The organism is Streptomyces sp. NPDC048506 (assembly GCF_040651315.1).
Classification (GTDB): Bacteria; Actinomycetota; Actinomycetes; order Streptomycetales; family Streptomycetaceae; genus Streptomyces.
Genome location: NZ_JBEZIX010000011.1, coordinates 54,806 through 74,851, shown reverse-complemented (window position 1 = coordinate 74,851; position 20,046 = coordinate 54,806). Strand labels below are relative to the sequence as shown.

Here is a 20,046-nt window from a genome sequence, read left to right as displayed (position 1 = left end):
CGGACGTGGAGCTAGAGGTAAGGCATCTTCGCGCGCTGTGCGCCATCGCCGACTCCGGCAGCGTGCGCAGGGCGGCACGGCAGCTCGGCATGACCCAGCCCTCCCTGACGACCCAGCTCCGCCGCATCGAAAAGGCCCTGGGCGGCCAGCTCTTCTTCCGCGAGTCGACCGGCAGCCGACCGACCCCACTGGGGCATGCGGTGCTCTGTCGGGCCAGGCCGATAGTGGCCGAGATGCGGGCGCTTGTCGATGAGGTCGCCTCGGCCTCGTCCCGCGCACAGGGCACCCGGCTCCGCATCGGCAGCACCAACAGCCCCGCGGTGGCCGGCTGGTTGCGCCGGCTGCGCGGCCGGCTGCCGGAGACGGACACCACGATACGCACCGATGTGTCCGCCAATGCCCTGTTGCACATGGTCGCGATGGGACAGCTCGACGCCGCGTTCGTGCACGAGGTCGAGGGGGCGCCGCTCCGCATCCCCGACGGCCTGGTCGAACACGAACTCATCGCCCGGGAGCCGCAGTTCATCGCCCTGGCGGACACCCACCCGGCGGCCGCGCAGGAGATCGTCCGGGTCGCGGACCTCGCCGACGACCAGTGGATGGTCGACCCGACCGTGGACGGCGAATGGGCCGGCCTGCGCCGCATCTGGACCGCGGCCGGCGTCAACCCGCGGGTGGTGCAGGGCGACTACCTCACCGCCGTCGACCTGGTCACCGCCGGCGAGGTGGTCACCCCCTGCCAGCCGACCGCCCGCTCCCGGCCCGGCATGGCCATCCGCCCGCTCCACGGCGACCCGCTGGCCGTCCGCCTCTTCATGGCCTGCCGCCAGGACGGCACCCCGGCCGCCTCGCCCGAGGACCTGTGCGCCGACCTGACCGCCTCGTACATGGAGATCGCCTGGGCGAGCGACGCCTACCGGGCCTGGCTCGTCCGCCATGACGGCCCGCTGCCGGTGGCGACGTACTCCAGCCACGGCTGAGCGGCACCCGCCGGCTACGACGGACGTTCCCGCCGGTCCGCCCGCCCCCGCTCCCCGGCCCTTTCCTGGTCCTCCGCCCGCTGTGTCAACAGGGCCCGCTCCTGGGCGTTGCGGGTCAGCGCCGCCGCCCGCAGGAACTCCTCCCGGGCCTCCGCCGCCCGCCCCAGCCGGGCCAGCAGATCGCCCCGGACGCTCGGCAGCAGGTGGTATCCGGTCAGCGCCGGCTCCGCCGCCAGCTCGTCCACGACCGCCAGCCCCGCCTCCGCCCCGAACGCCATGCCCACCGCGACCGCCCGGTTCAGCTCCACCACCGGTGACGGCGTGACCTGCGCCAGCGCCTCGTACAGCACCGCGATCCGCGGCCAGTCGGTCTCCCGGGCGGTACGGGCCCGAGCATGGCAGGCGGCGATCGCGGCCTGGAGGGCGTACGGGCCGACCGTGCCGCCCAACTCCTCGGCCCGCGCGAGCGCGGCCAGTCCGCGCCGGATCAGCAGCCGGTCCCAGCGCGCACGGTTCTGCTCCAGCAGCAGCACCGGTTCGCCCTTCGGGCCGATGCGCGCCGCCGACCGCGACGCCTGGATCTCCATCAGCGCCACCAGCCCGTGCGCCTCCGGCTCCGCCGGCAGCAGCGCGGCCACCATCCGCCCCAGCCGCAGCGCCTCCTCGCACAGCGCCGGCCGCATCCAGTCGTCGCCGGCGGTGGCCGCGTACCCCTCGTTGAAGATCAGGTAGATCACCTCCAGCACCGACGACAGCCGCTCGGCGAGTTCGTCCCGCCCCGGCACCTCGAACGGCACCCGCGCCTGGGCCAGCCGCTTCTTGGCCCGCACGATCCGCTGTTGCACGGTCGCCTCCGACACCAGGAAGGCGCGCGCGATCTCCTCGGTCCGCAGGCCGCCCACCAGTCGCAGGGTGAGTGCCACCCGTGCCTGGGTGGACAGCACCGGATGGCAGGCGATGAACACCAGCCGCAGCAGATCGTCCTCGATCTCCGCGCCGTCCACGACCCGCTCGAAGTCGGCCTCGGCCCAGCCGGGTGCGCTCTCCGCGTCGCGCCCCAGCACCTCGACCTTCTGCGCCAGCCGCTGCCGCCGGCGCAGCAGGTCGACGGCGCGGTTCCTGGCGGTGGCCATCAGCCAGGCACCCGGATTGTCCGGGACGCCGCTTTCCGGCCATCGCTCCAGCGCGGCCACCAGGGCGTCCTGGGCGAGCTCCTCGGCGAGCCCGACGTCCCCGACGATCCGCGTCAGCCCGGCGATCAGCCGTGCCGACTCGATCCTGAACACCGCTTCGATCGCGCGGTGCGCCTCACCTCGTGCCGTCACGGCCACCCATCACAGCACCCGGGTCCCGCCGCGGCAATCCGGCGCCGCGGACGGGACCCGGACCGGGTACCGGTCGCCTCACGCACCGCCCTCCGGCGGCTCCTCCACCTGCCGGATCTCGGACGTCAGCGTCCACTCGTCCCCGTGCACCCGCAGGAACCGGGTCGCCCACTCGACGGCCTCCTCCTTCGACCCGGCCTGGATCAGGGCGTATCCGCCGATGACCTCCTTGGCCTCGGTGAACGGCCCGTCCGTCGCGGTGATCCGGCCGCCCGACAGGTGCAGCCGGGTCCCCTGGGCGCTCGGCGCGAGTCCGGCGGTGTCCAGCAGCACCCCCGCCTTGGTCATCTCGTCGATCAGCTTCCCCATCTCCGCCATCAGCTCCGGGCTGGGCCCGCCGGCCGGAATGTCGTTCTCGTCGATCTTGATCAGCATCATGAAGCGCATGACCGTCTCCTTCGGATATCTGTCGGTCGTCCACGGATGAGTGGTGCGGGGCGGAACCGGTGACCGGAAGCAGCCGCCGACCGGTGGCCCGAAACCGACCCCTCGTCAACGCGACGAACCACGGCCGGCCGGATCGACACCCTCGGCAGAACTTTCCGAGATTTCTTCGGCCGCCGCGATCCAGGGGAGCTCGGCGGGCCCGCAGCGGCCCCGGCGAGCGGCTCCCGGGCCTTCGACCAGCCGTGTGAAAGTCGCCGGCCGGGCCCTCGGGCGGCGGGCGGACGTCCGGGGCATGGCCGAGAGTGGAGTGGCTGGAGTGCGGCGCGGGCGAGCCTGGAGAATTTCCGTGGACGGCAGCTTTTCCCTGGTTCTGCTCCTGCTGTTCCTGTGGTGCCTGTGCTCGCGGCGGATGGAGCGCTTCGAACTGACCGCGCCGGCCGCCTTCGTCCTGATGGGGCTGCTGCTCGGCGCGGGCACCGGGGCCCTGGACCTGTCGCTGGGGCACGAGACCGTCAAGGTGCTCGCCGAGGTCACGCTGGTCCTGGTGCTCTTCATCGACGCCGCACGGCTCTCCTACCGCGCGCTACGGCACGAACTCGGCCTGTGCGCACGGCTGCTGGGCATCGGCCTACCGCTGTGCGCGGGGCTCGGCACGCTGCTGGCGCACGCCCTGCTCCCCGGCGTGACCTGGTGGTCCGCCCTGTACGTCGGGGCCGCGCTCGCTCCGACGGACGCCGCGCTGGGCGCCACGATGATGGTCAACCCGGAGGTCCCGGCGCGGATCCGCCGGGTCATCAATGTGGAGAGCGGGCTCAACGACGGCATCGTCACGCCGTTGGTGGTGATCGCGCTCGCCGGCGTCTCCGCCACCGAGGGCGCCGCGGCGCCGGGCGCCCCCGGGCACGCCGTGCTGGAGCTGCTGGTCGGTACGGCGTACGGCACGGCGCTCGGGCTGGCCGCCGGGTGGCTGCTGCGGACCGCCCTGCGCAGCGGCTGGGCGGCCGAGGACTTCGCCGGCGCGGGCGTACTGGCCCTGGCGCTCCTGTGCTACGTCTCCGCCCTCGCGATCGGCGGCAACGGCTTCGTCGCCGCGTTCGTCGCCGGGCTGGCCTTCGGGACGGCGCACGGCGCACCACCGCGGGTGCTGCTCTACGTCGAGCAGTCCGGGGCGCTGCTCTCGGTGCTGGTGTGGCTGGTCCTCGGCGCCCTCCTGTTGCCGGACGTGTTCGCCCATACGACCTGGCAGGCGGTCGGCTATGCGGTGTTGAGCCTGACGGTGATCCGGATGGTGCCGGTGGCGCTGTCCTTGGTCGGGAGCGGTCTGGACGCCCGTACCGTGCTGTTCGTGGGCTGGTTCGGACCCCGCGGACTGGCCTCGGTCGTCTTCGGGCTGTTGGCGGTCGAGGAGCTCAAGGCCCCCGACGCGCGGACGGTCGTCCCGGTGGTCGGCTGCACCGTCCTGCTCAGCGTCCTCGCGCACGGTCTCACCTCCGCGCCGCTGGCGACCCGCTACGGCAGGGCGATGGCGGCCGCGGGGCCCGGCCCGGCCGGCCCGGAGCCGGCCGAGCTACCCGTCAGGGCGATGGCGGCCGGCGGCCTGCACGGGCGCCGTCGGCGCATCGGCGGCGGTCGCTGACCACGGCGCGCCCGGTGCGTGAGGTGCGCTGGGCCACCGGGGTTCCGGCCTCGGCGTGGCGGGCGGTGCGCAGCGACCACCCCAGGTCGCCCGCCATGAATGCCTTGAGGGCGTCGACATAGGCGGCGACGCCCTCACGGGTGGCGTCCGTGGCGTCGGCGGCGTCGAGGGTGGTGGGCAGCCGGTCGGTGAGGGACGCGAAGGTGCGCAGTCGTCGTGAGACGAGTTCGTCGACGTGGTCGACGGCGGTCTGGAGGTCGTATCCGAAGGTGTGTTGGGCGATGACCAGGCTGTTGGCGAGTTCGCCTTCGTAGGCGATCTCCTGGTGGTACGAGAAGATGTCGTTGCGCAGCAGCGCGCTGTCGATGACCGCTTCGGCGATGCCCCGCAGGTGCTCCGTTTCCAGGAGCGCGGTGGGCACGGCGTCGCCTCCGGCGTAGCGGGCCAGGGTGACGAAGAACTCCCCGCCGCCCGTTCTGCGGCGGGCCTCGATGTACTCGATCGGGTCGGGGACCCGTCGGTGTTCGGCGTTCGCCAACTCCCACGCCCAGCTGTTCACCATGTCGAGCGTGGCGCGGTAGAACCCCTCGCGCAGCGGCCGGGCAAGGGCTCGGGCGCTGCGCGGGAAGAGGTCCGCCAGTCCTCGTTCCACACAGTTGCGGGGGCGGAAGTCCCTGGTCGGGGAGGCGAGCAGGGAAGTGACGCGGTCTATCCAGCAGTGCGCGCCGTCGGGGTCGTGGCCGTGCTTGAAGGCCTTGGCTATGAGGTCGTCGAAGTGGAATCCCCACACGTACCAGTCCGTGATGAGGTCGAGTTCGTCCCTCGACGCCTGGGGGTGGGTCATGGCGGTGAACAGGGGGAAGTCGAGTGCGTCGTAGCGGGACTCGCTCCAGGCCGGCGGTGCTCCCGGGGCGAGTCCACCGGTGAACAGTCCCATCCGGCGCGCCCATGCCCGGGTGTGCTCGGCCGTCGCGTGCAGATGGGGGTTGACCCGCTCGGGGTACGGCATGAGGAACTCGGGCACCGTGAACGGGCCGAAGGCCGCGGGCCCCAGGGGGCGGACGGACCGGCCCCGGCCGCTCGGGGCGGGCGGGGGCGGTTCGTGCCGTCCACGCCATCGGGCGTCGGCGGCCAGAAACACCCGCAGTCCCTCGGCGTAGCGGTGGCAGGCCGCACGGCCTCGCCGCGGCCCGTCGGTGTCGTGCGGGGCGCGCGACGGCGCCTGGGCGATACGGGCGAAGTGCCGCAGGCGGGAGTCGAGCAGGCGTGTGAGGAGCTCGGCATGCCGGGGGGAGGGACGGAGCGGGGGCCGGACGCCGCGGCCCAAAGCCTGGCGCAGTCCCAGCACGTCGGCGAACGCCTCGGTCAGCGACGCGGCCTGCCCGGCGCAGGCCGGGTCCGTCGAGACGTCGATCCCCAGGGCGTGCTCGACCAAGTGGGCGGCGACTTCGCCGCCGCCGGCCGCGCGCTGTTGCCGCAGATACGCGATCGGGTCGAGGAACTCCCCCGGCGCGGCGTCACGGCATTGCCGGGCCAGGGCCCGGTACCGGTTCGCCAGGGCCTGGGCGAACCGGTCCGCCCAGGCGGTCGATCGGGAGGCGACGGTGCGCGGCCACAGCTCGGCGAGGCCACGACGCAGGGGATCGCCCGGGTCCGCCGGGTCGAGGCAGGCGTGCGCCGAGGCCGCGGTGAACGTGGCCAGCCAGGGTATGAGGTCATCCGCCTCGACGGAATCGACGCCCGACGCGATCCGCCGACGGACCTCCCGGTACACCTGCCATGACCAGGTGTACCAGCCCACCAGCAGGTCGAGTTCGGCGGGGGAAACGGCAGGGTGGAGGGTCCGTGCCGGAGGGACGAGGTCCGCCGGCGGCGCGGCAGGACCGATCCCGGCGGGCGGGCGGGCGTCGACCCTCGGGGGTCGGTGGTGCGGGACGTAGAGTGCCACGATTGTCTCCTCCGGGCGGGACGACACCGCGTATGCGGTGTCCGAACGGCGGGGCGGGGGGCGCTCGTGCATCGACGGGAGGAACGGCCGGCTCAGTGGGCAGGAGCCTCGGGCCGTTCCACTGCGGTCACTTCGCGCTCCCTGATCGCTGTCTCCACGGCAACGGATTCCTGACAACGAGGGGAACCGCGAGTGACCACACAGGTCACCAGAGTCACCCCGCCGTGCACAACGGCGCGTGGCGGGGGCGACGGTACGTTCGCCTCTCCGCCCGCCCGACCGCATGCCTCCCAGTGCCCCGCGCGCCCCGTCCCGCGCCCTGCCCGGACCGAGACCCGTCCCCCACGAGGCCACGGGGAAGGTAGTCCGGCGCCTTGCGCAGCAGCGGAGTGATCTCAGCAGACGGCTCACTACGGTGCCTGCCCGTGCGGCCGGCACCAGTTGATGTCGGTCTCGCTGAGCAGCGCGTGCCGGAACAGCGTGTTCGAGTGCCGAAATCCCGTTGTCGGCGTGCTGACTTCGATTGAGAATTCCCTCATGCGAAATGTCCTTACATCGGCCCAGACAGAGCGCTTTGTGGCCGATGGCTTCGTCCATCTTGAAGGTGCCTTCCCGCGCTCGTTGGCCGACGAGTGCCGTGCGTTCCTGTGGCGCGAGACCGGTCTCGACCCGGACGATCCCGCCACCTGGACCCAGCCGGTGGTGAGGCTCTGGGGTTACGCGGACGAGCCGTTTCAGCGGGCCGCCACCACGCCGCGTCTGCACGGCGCGTTCGACCAACTGGTCGGACCGGGGCGATGGCTGCCGCGCAGCGGGCTCGGCACCTTCCCCATCCGGTTCCCGCACCCGGACGACCCGGGTGACACCGGGTGGCACATGGACGCCAGCTACACGCCCGCGGGCGAGAGCGGCTACTGGCTCAACCTCCGCTCCCGCGAACGGGCGCTGCTGATGCTCTTCCTGTTCTCCGACGTCGACGCCGACCACGGGCCGACCCGCATCAAGGTCGGTTCGCACCTGGACGTGCCGACCTTCCTCGCCCCGGCGGGTGAGCGCGGCATGGACGGCATGGAACTCTGCACGACCATGGACGCGGCGGGCAGGCTCGATGCTCCGGACCGCCCGCTGGCGCTCGCCACCGGGCAGGCCGGTGACGTCTATCTCTGCCACCCGTTCCTGATCCATGCCGCCCAGCCCAACCACGGCACCCGGCCCAGGTTCATGGCGCAGCCTCCGCTGATGGCGGCCGCTCCGCTCGACCTCGAACGCGCCGACGGCGCCTACTCGCCGCTTGAGCGCGCGGTGCGGCGCGGCCTGGGCGGGGCCGACTGAGGGCATCGGCGTAAGGGCGTTGGCGCCGGCGACCGGACGTGAACCGGCCGGAGCGAGGAGGGTGGGCGGACCCGACTTCTCCGGGTCCGGTTCGGTCCGGCGCACGCCCCGGGTGCTGGCGTAACAGCCGTCAGGCCGAACGCTTCCTCGCGGCGATCCGCTGCCGGGAAGCCTCGTAGAGCACGGCGGTCGCGGCGTTCGCGGCGTTCAGCGAACTCGCCGAGCCGGTCATCGGAATGCTGACCGTGTGGTCACACAGGTCCCGCCAGGTGCTGCTCAGCCCGGACGTCTCGTTGCCGATCAGCAGCAGCACCGGCTGGGTGAAGTCGAAGTCGAAGACGTCGCAGTCCCCCTTCTCGTCGGTGCCGACCAGGACGATCGACTGCCCCATGGCCCGCTGCGCGTCGATCCAGGCCATCACCTCACCGGGCGAGGGAACGCGTATGGCCGGTACGGCGAACAGGGAACCCGTGCTCGCCCGCACGGATTTGGGGTCGTACACGTCGGCGGCGTGTCCCGACACGATGAGCCCGTGCGCCCCGAAGGCGTCCGCGGACCGGATGATGCTGCCGATGTTCCCGGGGCTGGTCGGCCGGTCGAACAGGACGCCCAGGAAGTCGTCGCCGGTGTTCAACCGGTCGAGGTCGTCGGCCGGCATCTCGATGACGGCGACGAGCTCGGGCGCGCTCTCGCCCTTCTCCCCGAGGTCCGCCAGCATGTCCGGCGCCATGGCGAACCGCTCGGCGTCGACGGACCGCAGCAGGTCCTCCGCCCACTGCGACAACGTGCGCCTGCCGTCGTAAATCAGCGCCTTGACGGGCCAGCCGTACCGGACCGCCATCGAGATTGGACGAACACCCTGCACCAGGAACTCGCGAGCTCGCGTTCGCTTGTTCCGGTTGGTCAGCAGCGACTCCCACTGCTGAAAGCGGGCGTTGCGTGAGGTGATTCGCTGGAGCGGCGGCAAGTGTTCTCCAAGGCAAGCCGGTATTGACGATGCGGGAGAGGCCAGCCTAAGAGGTTCCACGAAGGCGCCCGACATGGCGGTGGGCATCAGACGGGCGGTCGGTACGGCGATCGCGCCCACCTGCGGCCGGGCAAAGAAGACCGCACCCGCTCCGTCATGGACGCCGTGCTCGGCGGCTTGCGGACCGGGTGCGGACAGGTAGCCGATATGACCCGTGAAATCGCAGGTCAGAGGGCCTGGCCAAAGATCAGGCCTTCTTGGTCTCCCAGAAGATCTTGTCGATCTGGGCGATGTAGTCCAGTGCCTTCTGGCCGGTCGCCGGGTCGTTCGAACCCTTGGCGGCGCTGAGCGCCTTGAGGGTGTCGTTGACCAGCTGGTGCAGCTCCGGGTACTTCTCGAAGTGCGGGGGCTTGAAGTAGTCGCTCCACAGCACCGAGACGTGGTGCTTGGCCAGCTCGGCGCGCTGCTCCTTGATCAGGACGGCGCGGGTGCGGAAGTCCGCGTCCTCGTTTGCCTGGTACTTCTCCTGGACGGCCTTGACCGACTCGGCCTCGATGCGGGCCTGGGCCGGGTCGTAGACGCCGCAGGGCAGGTCGCAGTGCGCGCTGACCTTGACCTTGGGGGCGAACAGGCGGGAAAGCATGTTCAGTCCTTCCTCGTGATCGTCTTCTCAGGTGCGAGATTACTCGGTGCGGGAAGGCTTTTCTCGGGCGGCCCGGGGGTCTTAGGGCAAAAGTCCAGTGTCAGGCTGGGACTGATGGAGGATGGACCGGTGAGCGGGTCTGACCGGGGCAGGACCGGGAGGTACGGGATGCCGGAGCGGGTGCACGAGCGCGGGCCGGAGCAGGGTGAGGGCGCGGAACCGGGGCGCGAGCGGGCCGGTCTGCTGCGTGCGTTCGGGCTGGCCGAGGTCTACAACCCGTCCATGGTGCCGACGCTCCGGCCCGGCGACCAGCTCGTGGTGCAGTACGGGGCGGTGGTGCGACCCGGTGACGTGGTGGTGCTGCGGCACCCGTTCCGCCAGGACCTGCTGATCGTCAAGCGGGCGGTGCGGCGGCACGACGGCGGCTGGTGGGTCCAAGGGGACAATCCGTTCGTCGAGAACGACAGCCGGGAATTCGGGGTGGTTCCGGACGAGCTGGTCATCGCCCGCGCCTGGGTGCGGCTCCGGCCGCCCCGGGGGACTCAGCGGTCGGTCGCCGGGGTGCTCTCCTGGGCGGCGTCGGCGGTCCGCCCGGTAAGGGCCGAGCGCTCGCTCTCCAGGCGTTTGCGGGCACGGTAGGCGGCGACGTTGGCGCGGGTGGCGCAGCGGTCCGAGCAGTAGCGCCGCGAGCGGTTGGTCGAGGTGTCCAGGTAGACGTTGCGGCAGGGGGACGCCTCGCAGACGCCCAGACGGTCCACGCCCAGTTCGGTGAGCTGGAAGGCCAGGCCCATGCAGGCGGTCGCGGTGAAGCCGGCCGTGGCGTTGGCGGCGTGGTCGGCGATGTGCATGTGCCAGTCGGGGCGGCCGTCCTCGTCCCGGAACTCGTGGCCGGAGATCTGCGGGCTGACCGGGAACTCCATCATCAGGGCGTTCAGCAGGTCCACGGCCAGGACCTCGTCACCGGCGTCGGCCGCCTCGAAGACCGCGCGCAGACGGGAGCGGACCGCGCGCAGGCGGGTCACATCGCTCTCGGTCGCCCGCCGGGCGGCCTGCTGGGCGGGGCCGAAGAGCTCCCGCACGGCCTCGACCGAGGTGAGGCTGTCGTCGCCGCGCTCGGGCTGCTCGGTGTTGACCAGTCGTACGGCAAAGTCCGAGTAATAGGCCAGTTCCACTTGTAGTCCTTACGGGCGGGGGCTAGGGTGCGGGTGCATGCTCGTAGTAATGGGTCTTTCCACTACGAGGGTATTACGGCCTGGAGGGGAAGCGATGACCGATACCGTCGTCGGCGCCGATTGGCAGGCGTGGCAGAACAGTTGGGACCGTCAGCAGGAGTGGTACCTCCCCGATCGCGAGGAGCGGTTCCGGGTGATGCTCGACATGGTCGAGGCACTGGTGGGCCCCGCCCCTCGGGTACTGGATCTGGCGTGCGGTACGGGCAGTATCTCCGACCGGCTGCTCAAGCGGCTGCCGAAGGCGGAGACCGTGGGCGTCGATCTGGATCCCGCGCTGCTGGCCATCGCGGAAGGGCACTTCGCCGACGAGCCCAGGATCCGCCTGGTCCGGGCCGATCTGAAGGACCCGCACTGGACGGCGAAGCTGCCGTACGACTCCTACGACGCGGTGCTCACCGCCACCGCGCTGCACTGGCTGCACACCGAGGATCTGCGCGCGCTGTACGGGCAGCTCGGTGAGCTGGTGCGGGACGGCGGGGTGTTCCTGAACGCCGACCACATGCCGGACGCCTCCACCCCGCGGATCAACGCCGCCGAGCGGGCCTTCCGTCACGCGCGGATGGACGCGGCGAAGGCGGCCGGTGCGGTCGACTGGGCCGAGTGGTGGCAGCAGGCCGCGGCCGACCCGCGGCTGGCCGCCGCGACCGCGGAGCGCTTCGAGATCTACGGCGAACACGCCGACGGGGACACGCCCACGGCCGCCTGGCACACCCAGGTGCTGCGCGACGCGGGCTTCGCGGAGGCCCGCACGGTCTGGGCGTCGCCGACCGACGCGCTGGTGATGGCCCTGCGGTAGGGCTCGCACACGCGGACGGGGCCCGCTCCCGAGGGAGCGGGCCCCGTCCGCCATGACGCGTCGGCAGCGCCGGTGCGTCCTACAGCACCTTCGACAGGAACGACTTGGTGCGCTCGTGCTGCGGATTGCCGAGCACCTCGCGCGGGTGGCCGGACTCGACGACCACCCCGTTGTCCATGAAGACCAGCGAGTCGCCGACCTCGCGGGCGAAGCCCATCTCATGGGTCACCACGACCATCGTCATCCCGTCCGCGGCCAGGTCCTTCATGACGTCCAGGACGTCACCCACCAGCTCCGGGTCGAGCGCCGAGGTCGGCTCGTCGAAGAGCATCAACTTGGGCTCCATCGCCAGCGCACGGGCGATGGCGACCCGCTGCTGCTGGCCGCCGGAGAGCTGGGAGGGGTAGTTCCCGGCCTTGTCGGCGAGGCCGACGCGGTCCAGCAGCTTGGCCGCGCGCTCGCGGGCGGAGGCCTTGGACTCGCCCTTGACCTGGACCGGAGCCTCCATGACGTTCTCGATCGCGGTCATGTGCGGGAAGAGGTTGAAGCGCTGGAAGACCATGCCGATGTCCCGGCGGCGGGCGGCGACCTCCTTGTCGCGCAGCTCGTAGAGCTTGCCCTTGTGCTCGCGGTAGCCGACCAGTTCGCCGTCGACCGACAGCCGGCCGGCGTTGACCTTCTCCAGGTGGTTGATGCAGCGCAGGAACGTCGACTTGCCGGAGCCGGACGGACCGATCAGGCAGAAGACCTCGCGGGGCGCGACCTCCAGGTCGATGCCCTTGAGGATGTGGGCCGCGCCGTAGGACTTGTGGACGCCCTCGGCCAGGACCATGGGGCCGCCGCTGGTGCCCGGGGCGGTGGTCTTGGTGGTCTTGCTGGTCATCCGACACCTCCGGCGGAGCGGTTGGAGCCGCCGGCCAGCCGCGCCTTGACGCGCTGGAGCGGAGTGGGCGGGAGCTGGCGGCTGGAGCCGCGGGCGTAGTAGCGCTCAAGGTAGTACTGCCCGATGCTGAGCACCGTAGTGGCGATCAGGTACCAGGTGGCGGCGAGGATCAGCATCTCGACCACCACACCGGAGTCCCGGCCGACGTTCTGGGCGGCCTGTAGCAGGTCGTAGTACTGGACGGCGATCACCAGCGACGAGGTCTTCAGCATGTTGATGACCTCGTTGCCGGTCGGCGGCACGATGACCCGCATCGCCTGCGGCACGATGATCCGGCGCAGCGTCTTGCCGTGGCTCATGCCCAGCGCGTGCGCCGCCTCGGTCTGCCCCTCGTCGACGGCGTTCAGACCGGCCCGGCAGATCTCCGCCATGTACGCGGCCTCGTTCAGGCCGAGGCCCAGCAGCGCACACAGGAACGGGGTCATGAAGTCCGACCACTCGTCCTTGTAGATCGGCATGATGTCGATGTACTGGAAGACCAGGCCCAGGTTGAACCACAGGAACAGCTGGACGTAGACCGGCGTACCGCGGAAGAACCAGACGTAGAACCACGCCACGGTCGAGGTCACCGGGTTCTTGGACTGGCGCATCACGGCCAGGATCACGCCGAGGACGATGCCGATGACCATCGACAGCACGGTGATCAGCAGGGTGTTGCGCAGGCCCTTGAGGATGTCCGCGTTGAACATGTACTGGGGGATGGCGCCCCAGTTGACGTTGCCGGAGGCGAAGGCCCTGCCGAGCAGGGCGATCAGCCCGATGACGACGATCGCCGCGACCCAGCGCCCGTAGTGGCGGACCGGGATGGCTTTGATGGACTCGGGCTGGGGCGGCGGAGCGTCCGCCGGCGGCTGGGCCGACTTGTCGACGTCAACTGACACGGATGTTGCCTTTCAGCATTCGGCGGGGGTGGCCAGAGGGGACGGGACGGCTGCCGGCGGCTCAGGTGCCGCCGTTGAGCTTCACTTCCTTGACCGCCGCGTCCTTGACGTCCCACTTGTCCAGGACCTTGGCGTACGAGCCGTTCTTGATCACGTATTCCACGGCTGCCTTCAGCGCGTCACGCAGCTGCTCCTGGCCCTTGGGGACCGCGATGCCGTACGGGGCCGCCTTGAGCGGTGCGCCGCCGACCATCTGGAAGTCCTTGCCGTGGCCGGAGACCTTCACCGCGTACGCCGCGACCGGGTAGTCGCTGGAGACGGCGTCCACGCCGCCGGTACGCAGCCGGGTCTGGGCCTCGGAGTCGTTGTCGTACGCCTCGATGGAGAAGGGCTGCTCGCCGTTCTTCTCACAGGCCTTCGACTTGTCCTTGGCCAGGTCGTGCGAGACGGTGCCGCGCTGTACCGCGATCTTCTTGCCGCACAGCGTCTCCCAGCCGTCGATGCCCTTGGTGTCGCCCTTCTGGGTGTAGAGCGAGACGCCGACGTTGAGGTAGTCGATGAAGTCGACGCCCTGGCCGATCTTCTTGCCGGTGTTGCTGTCGACGCCCTCCTGGCGCTCCTTGGTGTCGGTCATCGCCGACATGGCTATGTCGTAGCGCTTGGACTTCAGGCCGCCCATGAGGGTGTCGAAGGTGGCGTTGTTGAAGTTCAGCTTGATGCCGAGCGCCTTGCTCATCGCCGCCGCGAGGTCCGGGTCGATGCCCTCGACCGCCCCGTTGGAGCGGAACTCCACCGGCTTGTAGGTGATGTCCGAGCCGACCTGGAGCAGGCCCTTCTCCTGGACGGTCTTGGGCAGCTTCTTGAACAGCGGGGCGTTGACGTTCCGGTTCTTCAGTGCCTCACGTCTGGCAATGGCCGCGTCCGTCTGGTCGCCGCAGGCGCTGAGCAGCATCAGCGAGGCGACGACCGCGGCCGCGGCGGCCACGGCTTTGCGCGACGTGCCGGTGACCGGGCGACGGGTGGTGCTTGCGGTCATGCTGAGCCTCCTGCGGGTGGAGAAGCCGACGTGCCAAAGGGCCGGGGCACGCACCTTCGGGCGTCGCGACCTGGTTGGTGACGGAATCCTGCCATCCGGACTCCGGTATTCGGACTGTCGTTCAGGTCAAAATCGGATAACGGACGGGTCGGCCGAGGTGGTGGCCTTGCGGCACAAGGGAAGCGGCGTCGCCGTGCGGGCGGGGGGAATGCCCGGTGCACTCCGGCCGTCTCGGAATCCGGACGCTACGAGAGTTGGATCTTCTGAGGTTTTCGCGTATTCCACGGTTATTGTCGGATCCTTGAACCCGAGGGTAATGAATCTGACTCGTCGGGGCCCGCGCCCGTCCGGTAGAAAGGTTCGTTACACCCCTCATCCGGGGCTCAGGGCGCGTGTGCGGCGCGCCCGGCGTTCGCACCTCCCCCTGTGCGGCGGCCATCCGCCGGTCAGGGCGCGGACGCGGTGCCCGCCCACTCCTCAACCAGGGAGTGGCCACCCTCAGAAGATTTACGAAAAAAGGGGTAAGACAAGTGGCAGCGGAGATCGTCAATCCTCGCAGCGACGGCAATACGGGCGCGGACGAAGGCGCGGGCACGGCGCCCGACGGCACCTTCGATCCGGCCTTCGCGCTGCATCGCGGCGGCAAGATGGCCATCCAGGCCACCGTGCCGGTCCGCGACAAGGACGACCTGTCCCTCGCGTACACACCGGGCGTCGCCAAGGTGTGCAGCGCCATCGCCGAGCAGCCCGAGCTGGTCCACGACTACACCTGGAAGTCCCAGGTCGTCGCCGTGGTCACGGACGGCACCGCGGTGCTCGGCCTGGGTGACATCGGCCCGGAGGCCTCCCTCCCCGTGATGGAGGGCAAGGCCATCCTGTTCAAGCAGTTCGGTGGGGTGGACGCGGTGCCGATCGCGCTCGCCACCACCGACACCGACGAGATCGTGGAGACCGTCGTCCGGCTCGCCCCGTCCTTCGGCGGCGTCAACCTGGAGGACATCTCGGCGCCCCGGTGCTTCGAGATCGAGCGCCGCCTCCAGGAGGCGCTGGACATCCCGGTCTTCCACGACGACCAGCACGGCACCGCGGTCGTCACGCTGGCCGCACTGCGCAACGCCGCCAAGCTGACCGACCGGACGCTCGGCCAGCTCCGGGCGGTCATCTCGGGGGCCGGCGCGGCCGGTGTCGCCATCGCCAAGATCCTCATCGAGGCGGGCATCGGGGACGTCGCGGTCTGTGACCGCAAGGGCATCGTCTCCGCCGACCGCGACGACCTCACCGACGTCAAGCGCGAGGTGGCCGGCTTCACCAACAAGGCCCAGCTGACCGGCTCGCTGGAGCAGGCGCTGGACGGCGCCGACGTCTTCATCGGGGTCTCCGGCGGCACGGTGCCCGAGGCGGCGGTGGCGAAGATGGCGAAGAACTCGCTGATCTTCGCGATGGCCAACCCCACCCCGGAGATCCACCCCGACGTCGCGCACAAGTACGCGGCCGTGGTCGCCACCGGGCGCAGCGACTTCCCGAACCAGATCAACAACGTGCTGGCCTTCCCCGGCATCTTCGCCGGTGCCATGCAGGTCCGGGCCGCGCGGATCACCGAGGGCATGAAGCTCGCCGCCGCCGAGGCGCTCGCCGCCGTCGTCGCCGACGAGCTCAGCGCCGACCGGGTGATCCCCTCGCCGTTCGACGAGCGGGTCGCCCCCGCCGTCACCGCCGCCGTCGCGGCCGCCGCCCGCGCCGAGGGCGTGGCGCGCCGCTGACCGCCGGAGCGTGCCGTACCTGCGACGGGCCGGGCCCGCACCCCACACGGGTGCGCGCCCGGCCCCTTGCGTGCAGGGGCGGGGTGCCCGGCCGGCGCGGCGCGGTGCGTGTCACACCCCTGCGCGGTACCGCAGCGCCCGACCGCGGCCTACGTTGGGATCATGTTTGCTGCCTATGCCGCCCGCATCGACCGTGACCAGCCGCTGAACGGCCTGGAATTGGGGGAGCGCCCCGCCCCCGAGGCACGCCCCGGCTGGACGACCGTCAACGTGAAGGCCGCTTCCCTCAACCACCACGACCTGTGGACGCTGCGCGGGGTCGGGATCACCGAGGAGTCGCTGCCGATGATCCTCGGCTGTGACGCCGCCGGTATCGACGCGGACGGCAACGAGGTCGTCCTGCACTCCGTCATCGGCCAGACCGGTCACGGGGTCGGCCCCAAGGAGAAGCCCTCCATCCTCACCGAGCGCTACCAGGGGACCTTCGCCGAGCAGGTCACCGTCCCCACCTGGAACGTCCTGCCCAAGCCGAAGGAGCTGTCCTTCGCGGAGGCCGCCTGCCTGCCGACCGCCTGGCTGACCGCGTACCGCATGCTGTTCACCAACGGCGGTGTGCGGCCCGGGGACAGCGTGCTGGTCCAGGGTGCGGGCGGTGGTGTGGCGACCGCCGCCATCGTCCTCGGCGCCGCCGCGGGCCTGCGGGTCTTCGCCACCAGCCGGGACGAGGCCAAGCGCAAGCGCGCCCTGGAGCTCGGTGCGGAGGCGGTGTTCGCCAGCGGGGAGCGGCTGCCGCAGCGTGTGGACGCGGTGATCGAGACCGTCGGCGCCGCCACCTGGTCGCACTCCGTCAAGTCCCTCAAGCCCGGTGGCACGCTGGTGATTTCGGGTGCCACCAGTGGCTTCACCCCGCCGAACGGGGAGCTCAACCGGATCTTCTTCCTGGAGCTGAAGATCGTCGGCTCGACGATGGGCAGCAAGGAGGAGCTGTCCGGACTGCTCAGCTTCTGCGCCGCCAAGGGCATCCGCCCGGTCATCGACTCGACGCTGCCGCTGGACCGGGCGCGCGAGGGCTTCGCGAAGATGGCCGAGGGCGACCTGTTCGGGAAGATCGTGCTGACGGCGTGACGGCGTGACGGCGTGACGGCGTGACGGCGTGACGGCGTGACGGCCGAGGGTGTCGGTGGCCGTGCGCCCGGGGCGGACGGTTTTCCGGGTCGGCGCCCCGCGGAGCGGTGGGCTGACGCCTCGTCATGTCTCTTGCGGTAGGGAGCTGTTGTGGGGCGAGTCGAGGACGTGCGGATCCTTCCGGCGGAGGGGCGGCCCGCCGTGCCGTGGAGCAATGGCGGCGGGGTGACCCGTGAGGTCGCCGTCCACCCGCCGGGCGCCGGCTGGGACGCCTTCGTCTGGCGCGTCAGCCTGGCCGATGTCACCCGGGACGGCCCGTACTCCCCGCTCTCCGGAGTCCGCCGGATCCTCACCGTCGTCGACGGCGACGGTCTGGAGCTCACGGTGGACGGCACCCCCCACCTCCTCCCGGGCCGCCACCGCCCGTTCTCCTTCTCCGGTGCCGCCGCCACCGCCAGTCGCCTCCTGGCCGGGCCGGTCGTCAACCTCAACGTGATGGTCCGGGAGGGGCGGGCGGCGGCGACCGTGGAGATGGTGCGGGGGAGCCGGGCGGTGGCGCCGGGCCCCGGGCGGGACGTCCTCGTGGTCGCGGTGGCCGGGGAGGTCCGGCTGGGGACGTCCGGTCCGCGGCTGGCGCGGTTCGACGCGGCGCTGCTGACCGGCGGGGGTGCCGACCCGGGGCCGGTCGAGCTGCGGGTGGACGGCGTCGCGGCGGTGATCGAGCTGATCGGTCGGCCGTAGGGCGAGCTGTCAACGAAGGTTGACGAGCGTGACGCGTCAACGTACATTGACACCATGACCGAGGCAACGGACCTCGCCGAGCGGGCGGGTGATCGGGACCCCAGGATCGGGCTGCGCGCCGTGGCCGCACTCCGGCGGTTGTTGGAGCAGCTCGAAGCCGTCCAGGTGCGCAGCGCCCGGGCGAAGGGCTGGTCGTGGCAGGAGATCGCGGCGGAGCTGGGGGTCAGCAGACAGGCGGTGCACAAGAAGCACGGGAGGGGCTGACCGATGTTCGAGAAATTCACGAAGGATGCGCGTGAGGTGGTGCGCGCTGCGGTCGAGCACGCCGGACGGACCGGCGGCGGCACGGTCGGCGAACCGGAGCTGCTCCTCGCCCTGCTGGACCGTACGGACTCGCCGGCCGCGGCGGCACTCGGCACGCTCGGCGTCCACCGGCGACGGGAATCGGTGGTCGAGGCCCTCGCGACGGTGCGCCGGCGCGGGGGGATCTCCACGGCCGATGCGGAGGCGTTGGCCGGGCTCGGGATCGACGTCGACGCGATCGTGGCACGGGTCGAGCATGCGCACGGCGTGGGCGCACTGGCCGCCGACGGGGCGGCCGGACCGCGCAAGCGGGTGCGCCGGCCCTTCACCGCGGAGGCGAGGTCGGTGCTGGAGCGCGCCCTGCGGATCGCGGTCGGCCGCGGCGAACGGCGGCTCGGCGACGAGCATCTGCTGTTGGCCCTGACCACCGGGCCGGGACCGGCCGCGGCGGTGCTCGCCGACCACGGGGCGAGCTACGCCGAGGTGCTGCGGGCGGTGGGCGAGGGGCCGGCCAGGAAGGCGAGTTGAGGGGCGGCGGGCTCCGGGTGCATGCCCGGATTCAGGCCCGGATGCAGGCTCAGGCCCAGGCCCGGAATCAGGCCCGGGCTCCGGCCCGGATTCAGGCCCAGGCCTAGGCCCGGGCCCCTGCGGCCCGGGCCTACAGGTATCCGACCTTGACCGTGCCGATGCCCAGGGTGCTGCGGCGCGGCAGGTAGCCGGCGTCGAAGACCGCGCCGAGCAGGGGTGTGAGCAGCTGGGCGAGGCGTTCGGCGCGGGAGTGGCCCAGCGCCCGCCAGGGGCCGGCGGCCAGCCGGTCCGTCATCCGCTCGATCGCCGCGCGCTCCGTGTGGGCGCGCTCGGTCGCGCTGCCGTCCGGGGCGATCCAGCCGCGGGCGGCGAGGCGGCGCCGGGCCTCGCTCCACTCCTGCGCGCTCCAGCCGCGCCCCGCGAAGTCCGCGACCGGCGCGGCGCCGACCGCGGCGAACGACACCAGTGCCTCGCACGGATCGAGCCCCCAGGTCAGCAGCGCCGCCAGATGCCCGTCGCCGCGGTGTTCGCGCAACACCGTCGCGGCCTGCCAGAGCACCAGATGGGGCGCGTCCGGCCAGGGCAGATCGCGGTTGGCGGCGGCCAGTGGCCGGGCGGCCGGGCCGGCGTTCTCGGCCGCCTGACGGGCCAGCCGGGCCGACTCGGCGAGCTGCGCGGAGTCCAGTCGGCCTCCGATGACGGAGGTCAGCGCGCGGTCCATGGCCAACAGCCGTGCGTCCAGCACCTTGGCCGGCTCGGCGACGGTCCAGATCTGCGGCACGTATCGGGAGATCAGCCGCGGGCTGAAGGAGTAGTACGTCGCGGCGACCAACTCCGGCCCGGCGGCGCCCAGCGGCGCCGTCCTCCAGGCGAAGTAGCTGGGCCAGCGGGAGGCGACGTCGTAACCGAGGTCGGCGGCGACCTGACGGGCCTCGGGGGCGAAGTACAGCGTGGCGTGCAGTGGCTCAAGCAGGTGCCACATCCGGCGGGCGACCGAAGGGTATTCCGACATCGCTTCACCTCATGGCCTTCACGAGCGTGCGCAGACAGGGAACGGAGGGGCGGGAAAGGGGAGTCGGGCCGTGGTCCGGAGCACGGGGCCCGGTTCGCGGCGTCGGACGGCTGGCTCCGCTGCTACCCGGTGCCGACGAAAAGCCGTGCGAAATAGTGCCTTCCCTGATTACGCCGCGTGAATCCAGCCCGGTGAAGGCAACTCTGCGTAGTGGGGAGCGGGTTGAGGTGGGCGGGGGTGGCCGTGCGGGGTGGGAGCGCGGTGGAAGCCGGGTGGCCGGGCGGGGTGGAAGCGCATGGGTAGGGGACGCGAGGGCGGCCGCGGGGGCGAGGGCCCGGGGCGACCTGGTGGGTGACCGGGTGACCTGGGGGCGAGCGGTCGGTTCGGGCGCGGATATTCGGTCGAGCGGCA

Annotated in this window: 21 protein-coding genes; 10 read left to right on the top strand and 11 right to left on the bottom strand. The window is 71.6% G+C overall.

All coding sequences use genetic code 11. From position 1 onward, the window contains the following. The first annotated feature begins 5 nt into the window (after positions 1-5). On the top strand, positions 6-980 hold the full coding sequence (locus tag AB0C96_RS11230; RefSeq protein WP_362916014.1) for a LysR family transcriptional regulator: 975 nt from the start codon (positions 6-8) through the stop codon (positions 978-980). Positions 981-994: 14 nt separating this feature from the next. Here the strand turns inward: AB0C96_RS11230 and AB0C96_RS11225 are convergent, their stop codons facing one another. Together AB0C96_RS11225 and AB0C96_RS11220 are read right to left on the bottom strand one after the other, a co-directional pair. After that, entirely contained in the window at positions 995-2,311 is a 1,317-nt protein-coding gene (locus AB0C96_RS11225) for an RNA polymerase sigma factor (RefSeq protein ID WP_362916012.1), read from the bottom strand. Between the two features lie 72 nt (positions 2,312-2,383). Then, on the bottom strand, positions 2,384-2,752 hold the full coding sequence (locus AB0C96_RS11220; RefSeq protein WP_362916010.1) for a YciI family protein: 369 nt from the start codon (positions 2,750-2,752) through the stop codon (positions 2,384-2,386). A gap of 346 nt (positions 2,753-3,098) precedes the next feature. Between AB0C96_RS11220 and AB0C96_RS11215 the strand changes: the two genes are divergently transcribed. After that, a complete protein-coding gene (locus AB0C96_RS11215) occupies positions 3,099-4,388 on the top strand; it encodes a cation:proton antiporter (protein ID WP_362916008.1) in 1,290 nt (429 codons plus the stop codon). On the opposite strand, the gene AB0C96_RS11210 is transcribed toward AB0C96_RS11215, so the two are convergent. Together AB0C96_RS11210 and AB0C96_RS11205 are read right to left on the bottom strand one after the other, a co-directional pair. Next, positions 4,327-6,336, bottom strand: a complete 2,010-nt coding sequence (locus AB0C96_RS11210; protein ID WP_362916006.1) for a bifunctional terpene synthase/polyprenyl synthetase family protein — start codon at positions 6,334-6,336, stop codon at positions 4,327-4,329. The genes AB0C96_RS11215 and AB0C96_RS11210 overlap by 62 nt on opposite strands. Before the next feature lie 410 nt (positions 6,337-6,746). Next, positions 6,747-6,875 carry a hypothetical protein gene (locus AB0C96_RS11205; RefSeq protein ID WP_362916004.1) on the bottom strand — a complete coding sequence of 43 codons (129 nt, stop codon included), beginning with the start codon at positions 6,873-6,875 and terminating at the stop codon, positions 6,747-6,749. Here AB0C96_RS11205 and AB0C96_RS11200 point away from each other — a divergent pair. Then, positions 6,874-7,668: a phytanoyl-CoA dioxygenase family protein gene (locus tag AB0C96_RS11200; protein ID WP_362916002.1), complete on the top strand. Its 795-nt coding sequence runs from the start codon at positions 6,874-6,876 to the stop codon at positions 7,666-7,668. The two genes, AB0C96_RS11205 and AB0C96_RS11200, sit on opposite strands and share 2 nt — an antisense overlap. Positions 7,669-7,798: 130 nt before the next feature. On the opposite strand, the gene AB0C96_RS11195 is transcribed toward AB0C96_RS11200, so the two are convergent. Both AB0C96_RS11195 and sodN read right to left on the bottom strand, forming a co-directional pair. Beyond that, entirely contained in the window at positions 7,799-8,635 is an 837-nt protein-coding gene (locus tag AB0C96_RS11195) for an RNA methyltransferase (RefSeq protein WP_362916000.1), read from the bottom strand. 247 nt (positions 8,636-8,882) lie between these two features. Next, entirely contained in the window at positions 8,883-9,278 is a 396-nt protein-coding gene (gene sodN, locus AB0C96_RS11190; protein ID WP_030085982.1) for a superoxide dismutase, Ni, read from the bottom strand. A gap of 168 nt (positions 9,279-9,446) precedes the next feature. Here sodN and sodX point away from each other — a divergent pair, with 168 nt between their 5' ends. Beyond that, complete coding sequence (sodX, locus tag AB0C96_RS11185; RefSeq protein WP_362916183.1) at positions 9,447-9,917, top strand: nickel-type superoxide dismutase maturation protease; 471 nt, start codon at positions 9,447-9,449, stop codon at positions 9,915-9,917. Here the strand turns inward: sodX and AB0C96_RS11180 are convergent. Beyond that, on the bottom strand, positions 9,821-10,450 hold the full coding sequence (locus tag AB0C96_RS11180; RefSeq protein WP_362915998.1) for a CGNR zinc finger domain-containing protein: 630 nt from the start codon (positions 10,448-10,450) through the stop codon (positions 9,821-9,823). The two genes, sodX and AB0C96_RS11180, sit on opposite strands and share 97 nt — an antisense overlap. Positions 10,451-10,544: 94 nt before the next feature. Here AB0C96_RS11180 and AB0C96_RS11175 point away from each other — a divergent pair, with 94 nt between their 5' ends. Beyond that, complete coding sequence (locus AB0C96_RS11175) at positions 10,545-11,306, top strand: class I SAM-dependent methyltransferase (protein WP_362915996.1); 762 nt, start codon at positions 10,545-10,547, stop codon at positions 11,304-11,306. A 79-nt stretch (positions 11,307-11,385) separates the two neighbouring features. Here the strand turns inward: AB0C96_RS11175 and AB0C96_RS11170 are convergent, their stop codons facing one another. The 3 genes from AB0C96_RS11170 to AB0C96_RS11160 all read right to left on the bottom strand — a co-directional run bounded on the left by AB0C96_RS11170 (position 11,386) and on the right by AB0C96_RS11160 (position 14,166). Beyond that, positions 11,386-12,138, bottom strand: coding sequence for an amino acid ABC transporter ATP-binding protein (locus AB0C96_RS11170; protein WP_362916181.1), 753 nt, complete (start codon positions 12,136-12,138; stop codon positions 11,386-11,388). A gap of 47 nt (positions 12,139-12,185) precedes the next feature. Then, entirely contained in the window at positions 12,186-13,130 is a 945-nt protein-coding gene (locus tag AB0C96_RS11165; protein WP_362915994.1) for an amino acid ABC transporter permease, read from the bottom strand. Between the two features lie 61 nt (positions 13,131-13,191). Next, entirely contained in the window at positions 13,192-14,166 is a 975-nt protein-coding gene (locus AB0C96_RS11160) for an ABC transporter substrate-binding protein (protein ID WP_362915992.1), read from the bottom strand. 530 nt (positions 14,167-14,696) lie between these two features. Here AB0C96_RS11160 and AB0C96_RS11155 point away from each other — a divergent pair. The 5 genes from AB0C96_RS11155 to AB0C96_RS11135 all read left to right on the top strand — a co-directional run bounded on the left by AB0C96_RS11155 (position 14,697) and on the right by AB0C96_RS11135 (position 18,623). Beyond that, a complete protein-coding gene (locus AB0C96_RS11155; RefSeq protein ID WP_362915990.1) occupies positions 14,697-15,926 on the top strand; it encodes an NADP-dependent malic enzyme in 1,230 nt (409 codons plus the stop codon). A gap of 162 nt (positions 15,927-16,088) precedes the next feature. Next, positions 16,089-17,051 (top strand): zinc-binding dehydrogenase, encoded by a 963-nt coding sequence (locus AB0C96_RS11150; RefSeq protein WP_362915989.1) that lies wholly within the window; start codon positions 16,089-16,091, stop codon positions 17,049-17,051. Between the two features lie 150 nt (positions 17,052-17,201). Further along, positions 17,202-17,792: a HutD family protein gene (locus AB0C96_RS11145; protein WP_362915988.1), complete on the top strand. Its 591-nt coding sequence runs from the start codon at positions 17,202-17,204 to the stop codon at positions 17,790-17,792. Between the two features lie 54 nt (positions 17,793-17,846). Beyond that, complete coding sequence (locus tag AB0C96_RS11140; protein ID WP_362915987.1) at positions 17,847-18,056, top strand: helix-turn-helix domain-containing protein; 210 nt, start codon at positions 17,847-17,849, stop codon at positions 18,054-18,056. 3 nt (positions 18,057-18,059) lie between these two features. Further along, on the top strand, positions 18,060-18,623 hold the full coding sequence (locus AB0C96_RS11135; protein ID WP_362915986.1) for a Clp protease N-terminal domain-containing protein: 564 nt from the start codon (positions 18,060-18,062) through the stop codon (positions 18,621-18,623). Between the two features lie 130 nt (positions 18,624-18,753). Here the strand turns inward: AB0C96_RS11135 and AB0C96_RS11130 are convergent, their stop codons facing one another. Beyond that, a complete protein-coding gene (locus AB0C96_RS11130) occupies positions 18,754-19,635 on the bottom strand; it encodes a hypothetical protein (protein WP_362915985.1) in 882 nt (293 codons plus the stop codon). Positions 19,636-20,046 lie beyond the last annotated feature (411 nt).